The following is an 11,571-nucleotide window of genomic DNA, read 5'->3' as shown; positions in this document are numbered from 1 at the left end:
AGGTCGGGAATGCCGAAGGGACGCCGCTGAGGGCGTCCCTTGCATGTGCTGCGGTGCCGCCGCGCGGATGAGGTCGTGACTCCGCAGGCGCTCGCACCATTCGGGATGGCGCACCGCTGAAGGTGGTCTGCCTGGTGTGGACTGGGTGCTGTGGTGTTGTGAGCTGCTGTGGTGCGTGCTGTGGTGGTGTCGACAGCTTCCGCCGCCCGATCTGCGGATGATCAGGAGTAGGCGGGCACTGCCTGGGGTACCTCGATGCTGCGGAGAAGCTGCTCGTGTTCGGCGACGGCCGACAGCGTGTCGTTCTCGGCCTGCATCCGGACAAGCTCGGATTCCAGGTCCTGGACTCGCTGCTGGAGACGCCGCATCTCGGAGAGCACGCGCGGGTCGGGGCCGCCGACGTAACCGAGAAGCGCCTTTGCCATGATGGATGGTCCTCCACGCTGAGTGACCGACCGTTGAAGGGGGTCGTGTGTTGGGGTACGCACTCGCTGCGCAGCCCTCGCAAGGCTGTACGGGGCCGAAAGCCTTGGGCTGTACGTACGGGTGCGCGGGTTTCCAGCGTCTCACCAAACCCGGAAAGGGTCAACACGATCACAGCGTGCAACGTCCACCGCCGACCTTCGCAGCGGAAGACCCACGCTGCGAGCGGCGGTGTTGACGACCGGTGGCCGGGCGATCACTGCTCGATGCGGAGTCAACCACGGGACGCGCAGAAGCGCAAGCGTGGTTCGCCCATTCCAGTGGCACATGCGTTCGGCGCGGGTGAGGCGGGTCAGCGGATGGCGAAGTCCGGGTAACGCCCCTCGGGCTCGCCCCATATCTCGGTGACCCCGTCGACCCGGCCGGGCGTGTCGCCGTGTCGCAGCAGTTCCAGCAGGTCCTCGCACTGCTCCCGGCCGCCCTCGGCGACGACCTGGACCCGGCCGTCGCCCAGATTCGAGGTGTAGCCGCGCAATCCGATCTCCAGCGCCCGGGCCCGCGTCCACCAGCGGAAACCCACCTGCTGCACCGCGCCGCGCACCCAGGCGGTCATCCGGACGTCCTCACTCATGCCCAGAGTCTGCCATCACTCGGTATGCCGACTTTCCCGCGTCCCCGCGCGGCTATGCCCTACGCTCCCCGGCATGGGCCCCTTCGCACGGGGACCATGCCGTAACTGTCGGGTCGGGGGGCCAGGGAGGGACAGCACCAGCCATGCCACGTCACGCACGCACCCGCACCCCTGTCGCTCTCGCCCGAGCCGCGCGGCGGTCCCGCCGGATACCCGGGATCGCGGTCGCGGTCTGCGGCACGGCACTGGTCGCGGCGGCCGGCGCGGTGTTCGGCGGCCTCCTGCCGCAGCCGCCGGGCGCCCCGGCAGGCGTGGCGCTGGCCGGCGATCAGGCCGGTCCGGCCACCGCGCCCTTCTCCACCGCCCCCTTCGCCGCCGCGCCCTCGGCCGTCGTTCCCTCGGCGGTCGTGATCCGGTCCGCGCGGCCCGCCCCGGCCCCGACCGTCATCGGCACCGGGACCGCCGCCACCCGGATCGGCGCGGAGACGGCCGGCTCCCGGGCGAGCGTGCTGAGCCTGGTCAACGCCCAGCGCACCAGGCACGGCTGCGGCACCCTGACGGGCTCGTCCGCGCTGACCGAACTGGCGCAGTCCTACAGCACCGAGATGGGCACCGAGAACTTCTTCAGCCACACCGACCCGGCCGGGCGGACCCCCTGGGACCGGGCCAGGGCGCTCGGGATCGGCAATCTGGGCGGCGAGAACATCGCCATGGGCCAGCAGACGCCGCAGGAGGTGGTGGCGGCGTGGATGCACAGCGCCGGGCACCGGGCCAACATCCTCGACTGCGAGTACCGCTCGCTCGGCGTGGGCGTCTACTACGGGAGCAACGGCGGCCCCTGGTGGACCGAGGACTTCGGCTTCTGAGCCGCCGAGCGGGTGCGGCGGCCCTCCGGCTCAGTCCGCCGCGCGCGGGCGGGGCAGCCGCTGGCAGCGCGGGCAGTAGTAGCTGGAGCGGTTCATCCACGGCGCGCGGCGCATCGGCGTCGCGCAGCGGTGGCACGGCTCGCCCTCGCGGCCGTAGGCGTCGAGGGTGCGGGCGAAGTAGCCCGACTCGCCGTTGACATTGACGTAGAGGCTGTCGAAGCTGGTTCCGCCGACGGCCAGGGCGGCGGTCATCACCTCGCGGGCCGAGGCGAGCAGCAGTGCCGCCTGGGGCCGGGTGAGGGTGTCGGCAGGGCGCTCGAAGTGCAGCTTGGACCGCCACAGCGCCTCGTCGGCATAGATGTTGCCGACGCCGCTGATCAGGCTCTGGTCCAGCAGGTTGCGCTTGACCCCGCTGCCCCGGCGGCGCAGCGCGGCCAGGAAGGCGGTGTCGTCGAAGCGCGGGTCCAGCGGATCGCGGGCGATGTGCCCGAGCGACAGCGGGGCGGACTCCGGGTCGCTCGGATCGGCGTCCTCGACCGCCAGGCCGCCGAAGGTGCGCTGGTCGACGAAGCGGAGCTCGGTGCCGGCCTCGTCCGCGAAACGGACTCGGACCCGGAGGTGGGTCTCGGCCGGGGCGTCCTCGGGCTGCACCAGCAGCTGGCCGCTCATCCCGAGGTGGCCGATCAGCGAGCTGCCGCTGCCGGGCAGCGGCAGCCAGAGGTACTTGCCGCGCCGCTGGGCCGGGCCGAGGGTACGGCCGGCCAGCTGCGCGGCGAAGTCGTCCGGTCCCGCGGTGTGACGGCGGACCGCCCGGGGGTGGTACACCGCGACCGAGGCCACGGTCCGGCCACTCACCCAGCGCTCCAGACCGCGCCGGACGACCTCGACCTCGGGCAGCTCAGGCATCGAGGCTCCTCCGCATCGGCAAGACCCGCATGGAAAGACCTAGGCGCCGGTGGAAGCGCTGCTGTCGCCGTGCTTCTCCCGGATGGAGGTCCAGGCGTTCTGGGCGGCCTTCTGCTCCGCCTCCTTCTTGGAACGGCCGGAACCCGTGCCGTAGTCCTCGCCGGCCACGCGCGCGGCGGCGATGAAGGTCTTCTCGTGGTCGGGGCCCGACTCGGTGACGATGTACTCGGGGACACCGATGCCGACCGAAGCGGTGAGCTCCTGCAGGCTGGTCTTCCAGTCGAGTCCGGCACCGAGGTTGGAGGACTCCTCGATCAGCGGGTCGAAGAGGCGGTGCACCAGTTCGTCGGCGGCGTCCAGCCCCTGGTCGAGGTAGACCGCGCCGATGATGGCCTCAAGCGTGTCGGCGAGGATGGAGGACTTGTCACGTCCACCGGTGCCCTCCTCGCCACGGCCGAGGCTGATGAAGGAGCCGAGTTCGAGTCCCCGCGCCACCTGGGCGAGGGCACGTGAGTTGACCACCGCGGCGCGCAGCTTGGCGAGCTGCCCCTCCGGGAGGTCGGGGTGGATCTTGTACAGGGTGTCCGTCACCACCAGGCCCAGCACCGAGTCGCCGAGGAACTCCAGGCGTTCGTTGGTGGGCAGCCCGCCGTTCTCGTACGCGTACGAGCGGTGGGTGAGCGCACGAACCAGGAGGGCCGGCTCGAGTGTGTACCCGAGCCGGCCCTCCAGGACGGCGTACCCGGTGTCGGCGTGTTGCGACGCAGACGCTGACATCGTGTTGGTCACCTGCCGATCAGACCGACAGGACCTGACGGCGGTTGTACGTGCCGCAGCTCGGGCACGCGATGTGGCCCAGCTTGGGCTCGTGGCAGCGGTCGCAAGCCACCAGGGCGGGGACCGCAGCCTTCCACTGCGAACGGCGGTGGCGCGTGTTGCTGCGCGACATCTTCCGCTTCGGAACAGCCACGGCTACTTCTCCTGGTTCTCGGCAGCACCCTCACGGGTACCGCTGTCGTTGCTTCCGGCCTCGATGGATGGGGCCGAGAGTTCCTGCAGAGCCGCCCACCGGGGGTCGACGGCGTCGTGGTGGTGGTCCGGGTCGTCCGAGAGCCGTGCACCGCATTCGGAGCACAGACCCAGGCAGTCGTCCTGGCACACCGGCTGCAGCGGCAGTGCGAGCACCACCGCGTCACGCAGCACCGGTTCGAGGTCGAACAGGTCGCCCTCGAGCCGGGAGGCTTCTTCGTCCTCTTCCTCTTCGGCGGTCGCGAACCGGTTCGTGCCCTCGGGGTAGTAGTAGAGCTCCTGGAAGTCCGTGTCGAGCTTCTGCTCGATCGGCTCCAGGCAGCGCACGCACTCACCCTTGAGCTCGCCCTTGGCGGTACCCGTGACGAGTACCCCTTCGACGACAGCCTCCAGTCGGAGGTCCAGCTCGACAGTGCTTCCTACGGGGACGCCGATGACCTCGATGCCCAGGCCCTCGGGCGCCGGGAGGGAACGGGAAACCTTGCGCATCGAACCAGACCGGCGTCCCAGCTCGTGAGTGTCGAACACGAGTGGGTCACGGTGATCGAGGCGGTTCAGGGTTTCCTGCTCTCTACGGTGCACAGAGCTGCGGGCACCCGGGTCATGGACCCGGGTCGGGGCAGCCGACAATCCCCGGCACTGAACAGGCCGGAGAGGTCAGAGTACCGGAAGGGTGGACTCTGACCCAACTCGCGGCCACCGACCCCTGCTACTGCTGGTATCCGCCGAACTCGCGCAGCTTGCTGACGTCGATGAATCCGGTGTCGAAGAAGCTGGTCTCGTCCAGTCCCGACTGCCCCGGCTGCGGCTGCGGCTGGACGTAGGGGTCGTAGCCCGGCTGCTGCGGGAACTGCTGGGACTGGTCCGGCTGCTGCTGGTAGGCGTACCCGTCGTAGCCGGGCTGCTGCTGGTAGGCGTAGGGGTCGTAGCCGGGCTGCGGCGCCTGCTCGTAGCCGCCCTGGGCCGCCTGGACCTGGTACGCCTCCTGGTAGCCCTCCTGCTGGTACTGGTAGCCCCCCTGGCCCCGGTCGGGCTGCGGCTGCCAGTACTCCGGCTGCTGCTCCGCCGCCTGGGTGTGGTCGGTCTGCTGCGGCAGCAGCCCCGCCTGGGCCAGTTCGGCCGCGACGGCGGCGTGCCGGTCGCTGCTCTGGGCCACGCCGGAGGCCTGGTCCGCGGCCTCCAGGTAGGCGCCGAGGTCGTCGATCGGCCGCTTGCCGAGGAGCTTGTCCCGGCCCCGGCCGACCGCCTCCAGGGTCTTGCCCAGGGCGGTCTCCAGCGCGGCGAGCTTCACGTCGACGTAGTCGTCGACCTCCGGACTGGGCGACTTGAAGGCGTCCTGGGCGAACTCCTCGCCGTCCTCGCCCTCGACCGGGGCGCCGCCGACGCGGAGCTTGGCCCGGCCGCGGCCGATCGCGCCGAGCGTCTTGGTGAGCACCACCTCGAAGTTGGCCAGCTTGCTGTCGACGTAGTCGTCGGCCTCGCGGCGCTCCTCCTCGGACTCGGCGCGGGCCGAGGCCAGCAGCCGGTCGGCCTCGGCCTGGGACCGCATCACCAGGTCGGTGCCGGCGATCAGCCGGGCCCGCTCCTCGTGCGCCGCGGCCACGATCCGCTCCGCCTCGCGGCGGGCCTCCTCGACGACCTGGTCACCCTGTTCGACCGTCTGCTGGGCCTGGGCGAGCTCGGTCGGCAGCGCGTCGCGCAGCTCCGTCAGCATCGCGGCCAGCTCGGCCTTGTTCACCACGATCGATGCCGACATCGGCATGGATCGCGCGTTCTCGACTGTGGCAGTGATCTCGTCGAGCTTTTGCTGCACGTCCACCTGAGCTCACGTCTTCCAGAGGAGGCAATGGACTGGAAGCACGCACTCTACTGCGCTATCGGCGCTCCGCGAGCCTCGCGGTCAGCCGGCTGTGCACCAACTCCGGGACGAGATGCGACACATCACCCCCATATGCCGCCACCTCCTTGACCAGCGAGGAGGAGAGGAAGCTCCAGGTCGGGCTGGTCGGCACGAACAGCGTCTCCACGCCCGAGAGGCCGTGGTTCATCTGCGCCATCTGCAGCTCGTAGTCGAAGTCGCTGACCGCCCGGAGACCCTTCACGATCGCCGGGATGCCGCGGTCCCGGCAGAAGTCGACCAGCAGGCCGTGGTGGGACTCCACCACCACGTTGCCGTAGGGGGCGGAGACCTCCTCGATCATCTCGATCCGCTCCTCGACCGTGAACAGGCCCTGCTTGGTCTTGTTTATCAGGACCGCCACATGCACCACGTCGTAGAGCCGGGAGGCCCGCTGGATGATGTCGAGGTGCCCGTTGGTGATGGGGTCGAAGGACCCCGGGCAGACGGCCCGGCGAGTCTCCCGACAGTCCTTCTCCCGACTGACCTGCATGACCTTGCCTCTCACTCACTCGTTCCGGCGGACGCGGCGCGCCCGTGCCAGAGCGTGGCCTCGCCGTAGCGGCGCTCCCGCAGCGCCTCGAACCCGGCAGGCCATTCGAAGCCGCCCGCCCTGGTGCTGCGCTCCACCGTGGCAATCGTTCCCTCGGCGAGCCAGCCCCCGGCGGTCAGTGTGATCAGGATCTCGCGCACCTGCTCGTCCGGCAGGACGTAGGGCGGGTCCATGAAAATCATGTCGTACCGGGCCTGCGGGGGCTCCCCGGCGACGACCTTCTCGACCTGGCCGGGGCGCACCTCGGCGCCCGGCAGGCCCAGGGTCCGGATGTTGGCCAGGACGGTCTTCACCGCCGCCGGGTCGGACTCCACCAGCAGGGCGTGGGCGGCGCCGCGCGACAGCGACTCCAGGCCCACGGCGCCGGAGCCGGAGAACAGGTCAAGCACCCGGGCCCCGGCCAGCGAGCCGCGCTGCGACGCCCAGCTGGAGAAGAGGCCCTCCCGGGCCCGGTCGGAGGTCGGCCGGGTGCCCTCGCCCGGGGGTACGGCCAAGCGGCGGCCACGGGCCGATCCGGCGATCACGCGGGTCATGGTTCGAATGTCCTCGGGGTGCGGGTGGTACGGGTGGTACGCGGTCGCCCACCACGCTATCCGTACGCGGGGCGGGCGACCGCGCGGCGGTCGGTCCTCGGGGTCAGCCCTCGGCGGTCAGGACTCGGTGGCCGGCTCCGCACCCAGCAGCGCCGGAGAGGCGTAGCGGGACCAGGAGAGGCAGCCGTCGGGCGGGCAGTACTCGGGCCGGCGCGGGTCGTGGCCCAGCTCGCGCAGCTTGGTGCGGACGGAGTCCGGCGTCCGGCCGAAGCGGGCCGCTATCCGGGCGACGGTCTCGTTGTCGTGGAAGCGGCGGACCGCCTCCTCCTCGTGCTGCGGCACCCAGGGGGAGCCGTGTCCGGGGTAGAGCTCGCGCAGCACGTCGCGGTCGGGGATCGGCTCGGAGACGTCGGCCACGATGGCCATCGCCCGCAGGGCGCGGTTCAGGGCGATCCGGAGCGAGTTGACGTCCTCGACCGGGAGGCGCATCCGGCCGGAGGCGATGGGGTCGGCGGCGTGGCCCTCGCGCCAGCCGGTGAGGGTGAGCACGACCTCGCGGTCGTCCTCACTGGTGAGTTCCACCCGGAAGACCTTGTCCCCGAGCGGCAGCTCATTGAGGTGACGGAATGCCATGGATGTGCCCCCAGTGTTCGTTGGCGTGCAGTGTTCCGTGGCGTGCAGTGGCACGACCGCGCAGGTGAGGCGGCGTCCTGAACACTTCTATTGTCGCGCGCGGCACTGACAATTCCGGGGGCTGCGGAGGGGTGGGCTCAGCCCTTTTCCAGGTACTCCGCGCGGTCCTCGTCGACCAGGCTGCGCAGCGCCGCCGCGAGTGCCGGACGGTCCGTCAGCTCCGGGTCCTCGGCGACCAGCAGGGTGGCCTCGTCCCGGGCCGCCGCGATCACTTCCTCGTCCTCCAGCACCGACAGCACCCGCAGCGAGGAGCGCACCCCGGACTGGGCCTGGCCCAGGACGTCGCCCTCGCGGCGCTGCTCCAGGTCGATCCGGGAGAGCTCGAAGCCGTCCAGGGTCGCCGCGACGGCGTCCAGCCGCTGCCGGGCCGGGCTGCCCCCGGGCATCTCGCTGACCAGCAGGCACAGGCCGGGGGCGGAGCCCCGGCCGACCCGGCCGCGCAGCTGGTGCAGCTGGGAGACGCCGAAGCGGTCGGCGTCCATGATCACCATCACGGTGGCGTTGGGGACGTTGACGCCGACCTCGATCACCGTGGTCGCCACCAGCACGTCCAGCTCGCCGGCGGTGAACCGGCGCATCACCTCGTCCTTGGCCTCCGGCGCCATCCGCCCGTGCAGCACCGCCACCCGGAGCCCGGCCAGCGGGCCGGCGGAGAGCTCCGCCGCCAGGTCGAGCACGGCCAGCGGCGGACGGCGATCGCCGTCGTCCGGTTTGCGCTTCCCCTCCTCCTCGTCGCCGATCCGCGGGCAGACCACGTACGCCTGGTGGCCCTTGGCCACCTCCTCGCGCACCCGCTCCCAGGCCCGGACGTAGAAGTTGGGCTTCTCCAGCGAGGGCACCACATGGGTGGCGATCGGCGAGCGCCCGGCCGGGAGCTGGTCCAGCACCGAGGTCTCCAGGTCGCCGAAGACCGTCATCGCCACCGTGCGCGGGATCGGGGTGGCAGTCATCACCAGCAGGTGCGGCGGGCGGTCCGCCTTGGCCCGGAGCGCGTCGCGCTGCTCCACGCCGAAGCGGTGCTGCTCGTCGACGACGACCAGGCCCAGGTTGTCGTCGTGGAACTTGACCTTGTCCTGGATCAGGGCGTGGGTGCCGATGACGATCCCGGCGTTGCCCACCGCCATGTCGGACAGCGCCTTCTTCCGGGCGGCGGCCCCCATCGAGCCGGTGAGCAGCACCACCCCGGTGGCGTGCTCGTGGGCGCCGAACATCCCGGCCGCCGCCAGGTCGCCCATCATCTCCACGATCGAGCGGTGGTGCTGCTGGGCCAGCACCTCGGTCGGGGCGAGCAGCGCGGCCTGGCCGCCGGAGTCCACCACCGCGAGCATCGCCCGCAGCGCGACCAGGGTCTTGCCGGAGCCGACCTCGCCCTGGAGCAGCCGGTGCATCGGGTGCTCCACGGCCAGGTCGGCGAAGATCTCGGCGGAGACCTTGAGCTGGCCGTCGGTCAGGGTGAACGGCAGCCGGGCGTCGAAGGCGTCCAGCAGTCCGCCCTCGCGTCGGGGCCTGGCCACGGCCGGCCGGGCCGAGTCGGCGGCCCGGCGCTGCGCCAGGGCGACCTGGAGCACGAAGGCCTCGTCCCACTTGAGCCGGTCCCTGGCCCGCTGGACGTCGTCGCGGTCGGTCGGACGGTGGATCAGCCGGAGCGCGTCGGCGAGCGGGAGCAGGTCGCGGCCGAGCCGCAGCTGCTCCGGCAGCGGGTCGGCGATCGCCCCGAGGTCGATCCCACCCTCGCCGAGCAGGGCGTTGACCCCCTTGGCGATCTTCCAGGTGGGGACCTGGGCCGCCGCCGGGTAGACCGGGATCAGCCGGTTGGCGAACTCCTCGGCCGCCTCGGCGTCCTCACCGTCCATCAACTGGTAGTCGGGGTTGGCCAGCTGCCGGACGTGGTTGAAGACGGTGACCTTGCCGGCGAACAGGCCCTGCCGGCCCGGCCGCAGCTCGTGCAGGTGGCGGCCCTTGCGGAAGTTGAAGAAGGCCAGCTTGAGCCGGGCCCGGCCGTCGGTGACGGTGACGTCGAGCCGTTCGCCCTTGCGGCCCTTGAAGGCGACCACCCGGGAGTCCTCGATCCGCGCCATCACGGTGACGTGCTCGTCGAGCTGGAGCTCGTCCAGGCCGGTGAGCTCGCCGCGCTCGGCGTAGCGGCGCGGATAGTGGTGCAGCAGGTCGCCGACGGTGTGGAGGTCGAGGTGGGCCGCGAAGGCCTTGGCGGAGGCCCCGCCGATCGCCCCGGTCAGGGTCTGGTCCAGTGCCGACATCCTCGGCCTCCTCTCCCGCGCTGCACGCCTGCTGTCCTCAACGACTACCGCACCGCTCTGACATCGCCGTCACTCCACGCCGATCAGCAGCGGCGAGCCGGCCTGGCCGCCCCGGTAGACCACGGTGTCGACCACCGGGTTGGCCCGCCGGACATGGGCCACCAGGTGCTCGGCGAGCTCGTCCTCGACGCCCTCGCCGAGGATCAGGGTGACCAGCTCGCCGCCGGCGGCGAGCATCCGGTCGAGCACGATCGCGGCGGTCTGTCCGGTCCCGGCGCCGATGACCGCGACGTCGCCGTCGATCAGCCCGAGCACGTCCCCGGCCTGGCAGACGCCGGCCATGGTCCAGGACTCGCCCTCGGCGACCGCGAGTTCGGCGTAACGGGTGGCGCCGGCGGCGGAGGTCATGGCGACCACGGCCTCGTCGAAGCGGCGCCCCGGCTCGTGCACGGCGAGCGCGGCCAGGCCCTGGACCGGGGAGCGGGTGGGGATGACCGCGACCCTGACCCCCTCGCGGCGCAGCTGCTCGGCGGCGACGCCGGCGGCGGCCCGCAGTTCGCGGTCGTTCAGCAGCAGCACCACCTCGCGGGCGCGGGCGCGGCGGATCGCGTCCGCCAGTTCGCTGCTGGACGGCTGCCGGTCGGGGTCGGCGCGCACCACGGTGGCGCCGGACTCGCCGCAGAGGCCGGCCAGGCCCTCGCCGTGGACGACGCAGACGATGCCGCGGGTCTGCGCCGGGGCGTCGGCTCCGTCCGGCTCGGCGGACTCGGCGCCGGCCGCGGCGGCGAAGTGGGTGATCCGGATCCGGTACGGGCGTCCGGCGACGATCCCGGCCTCGACGGCGGCGCCCGGGTCGTCGACATGGACGTGGACGTTCCAGAGGCCGTCGCCGCCGACCACGACCAGGGAGTCGCCGAGGTCGGCGAGGGCGGCGCGGAGCGGGGGCAGCGCGGCGTCCTCGGCGTCCAGCAGGTAGATCACCTCGTACGCGGGGCCGTCCGGGTCGACGGTGTGGGCGCCCGAGGGAACGGGTTCGACGGCGCGGCTGCCGGACAGCGCGAGCGGGCCCATCGGGCTCTGCCCGCTGATGGCGTCGGCGAGCGCGCCCAGGACGGTGACCAGGCCCCGGCCGCCGGCGTCGACCACCCCGGCCCGACCGAGGACCTCCAGTTGCAGCGGGGTACGGGCGAGGGCGCTGCGGGAGGCCTCGTAGGCGGCCTGGGCGATGGCCGCGAGCCCCGCCCTGGGGTCGAGTCCGGCCGCGCGCTCGGCCGCGTCGGCGGCGGCGGCGGCCACGGTCAGCACCGTGCCCTCGACCGGCTTGGCGACCGCCTCGTAGCCGGCGTCGGCGGCCCGCCGCAGGGCCCGGCAGAGCGCGGGCGCGTCGGCGGTGTCGCTGCCGAAGGCGGCGGCGATGCCGCGCAGCAGTTGGGCCAGGATCACCCCGGAGTTGCCCCGGGCCCCGAGCAGCGCGCCGTGCGCCATCGCCCGCAGGGCCTCGGCCAGGCTGGGCGTCCCGGCCCCGGCCCCGGCCGTGAACAGCCGGTCGACCTCCTCGTTGGCCGACTCGACGGTCAGATAGAGGTTGGTGCCGGTGTCGCCGTCGGGAACGGGGTAGACATTGAGGGCGTCGATCTCCTCCCGGGCCTGCCCGAGGGCGGCCAGCGAGAGTCGGCACCAGGTGCGCACGACCGGAGCGTCGAGGATGTCCAGCACCTGGGTTCTCCTTGGGTACGCTGCGGAGCGACGGGGTTCCAGGGCAGGTTACTAAGGTTCCGGGCG

General features: G+C 72.2%; 13 protein-coding genes. 1 reads left to right on the top strand and 12 read right to left on the bottom strand.

The genetic code is table 11. The annotated features are described in order from the left end of the window. Positions 1-221: 221 nt before the first annotated feature. Positions 222-425, bottom strand: a complete 204-nt coding sequence (locus BS75_RS27115; protein WP_034090121.1) for a hypothetical protein — start codon at positions 423-425, stop codon at positions 222-224. A 350-nt stretch (positions 426-775) separates the two neighbouring features. Continuing rightward, the gene (locus tag BS75_RS27110) at positions 776-1,054 is read right to left on the bottom strand and encodes an acylphosphatase (protein ID WP_034090120.1); all 279 of its coding nucleotides are present in this window, start codon (positions 1,052-1,054) and stop codon (positions 776-778) included. Between the two features lie 143 nt (positions 1,055-1,197). On the opposite strand from BS75_RS27110, the gene BS75_RS27105 reads away from it, so the two are divergent. After that, complete coding sequence (locus BS75_RS27105; RefSeq protein WP_052069732.1) at positions 1,198-1,920, top strand: CAP domain-containing protein; 723 nt, start codon at positions 1,198-1,200, stop codon at positions 1,918-1,920. Between the two features lie 30 nt (positions 1,921-1,950). Here BS75_RS27105 and mutM read toward each other — a convergent pair whose 3' ends face one another. From mutM to BS75_RS27055, 10 genes are all read right to left on the bottom strand, one after another. Continuing rightward, a complete protein-coding gene (gene mutM, locus BS75_RS27100) occupies positions 1,951-2,826 on the bottom strand; it encodes a bifunctional DNA-formamidopyrimidine glycosylase/DNA-(apurinic or apyrimidinic site) lyase (protein WP_034090119.1) in 876 nt (291 codons plus the stop codon). Between the two features lie 39 nt (positions 2,827-2,865). Further along, positions 2,866-3,603 carry a ribonuclease III gene (gene rnc / locus BS75_RS27095; RefSeq protein WP_042437377.1) on the bottom strand — a complete coding sequence of 246 codons (738 nt, stop codon included), beginning with the start codon at positions 3,601-3,603 and terminating at the stop codon, positions 2,866-2,868. Between the two features lie 19 nt (positions 3,604-3,622). After that, the gene (gene rpmF / locus BS75_RS27090; protein WP_030263933.1) at positions 3,623-3,796 is read right to left on the bottom strand and encodes a 50S ribosomal protein L32; all 174 of its coding nucleotides are present in this window, start codon (positions 3,794-3,796) and stop codon (positions 3,623-3,625) included. A 2-nt stretch (positions 3,797-3,798) separates the two neighbouring features. Beyond that, complete coding sequence (locus tag BS75_RS27085) at positions 3,799-4,413, bottom strand: YceD family protein (protein WP_042437375.1); 615 nt, start codon at positions 4,411-4,413, stop codon at positions 3,799-3,801. Positions 4,414-4,564: 151 nt separating this feature from the next. Beyond that, on the bottom strand, positions 4,565-5,674 hold the full coding sequence (locus BS75_RS27080) for a hypothetical protein (protein WP_034090117.1): 1,110 nt from the start codon (positions 5,672-5,674) through the stop codon (positions 4,565-4,567). A 55-nt stretch (positions 5,675-5,729) separates the two neighbouring features. Beyond that, positions 5,730-6,245: a pantetheine-phosphate adenylyltransferase gene (coaD, locus tag BS75_RS27075; RefSeq protein WP_034090116.1), complete on the bottom strand. Its 516-nt coding sequence runs from the start codon at positions 6,243-6,245 to the stop codon at positions 5,730-5,732. Positions 6,246-6,256: 11 nt separating this feature from the next. Then, positions 6,257-6,838 (bottom strand): 16S rRNA (guanine(966)-N(2))-methyltransferase RsmD, encoded by a 582-nt coding sequence (gene rsmD, locus BS75_RS27070; RefSeq protein ID WP_034090115.1) that lies wholly within the window; start codon positions 6,836-6,838, stop codon positions 6,257-6,259. A 117-nt stretch (positions 6,839-6,955) separates the two neighbouring features. Beyond that, on the bottom strand, positions 6,956-7,471 hold the full coding sequence (locus BS75_RS27065; protein ID WP_034090114.1) for a hypothetical protein: 516 nt from the start codon (positions 7,469-7,471) through the stop codon (positions 6,956-6,958). 137 nt (positions 7,472-7,608) lie between these two features. Further along, positions 7,609-9,789, bottom strand: coding sequence for an ATP-dependent DNA helicase RecG (gene recG / locus BS75_RS27060; RefSeq protein WP_034090113.1), 2,181 nt, complete (start codon positions 9,787-9,789; stop codon positions 7,609-7,611). Positions 9,790-9,858: 69 nt separating this feature from the next. After that, a complete protein-coding gene (locus BS75_RS27055; protein ID WP_034090112.1) occupies positions 9,859-11,505 on the bottom strand; it encodes a DAK2 domain-containing protein in 1,647 nt (548 codons plus the stop codon). Positions 11,506-11,571 lie beyond the last annotated feature (66 nt).

This window comes from Streptacidiphilus albus JL83 (genome assembly GCF_000744705.1).
GTDB classification, from domain to species: Bacteria; Actinomycetota; Actinomycetes; order Streptomycetales; family Streptomycetaceae; genus Streptacidiphilus; species Streptacidiphilus albus.
Note: the sequence above shows the minus strand (reverse complement) of the source record. Positions and strands in the feature narration are given on the sequence as shown.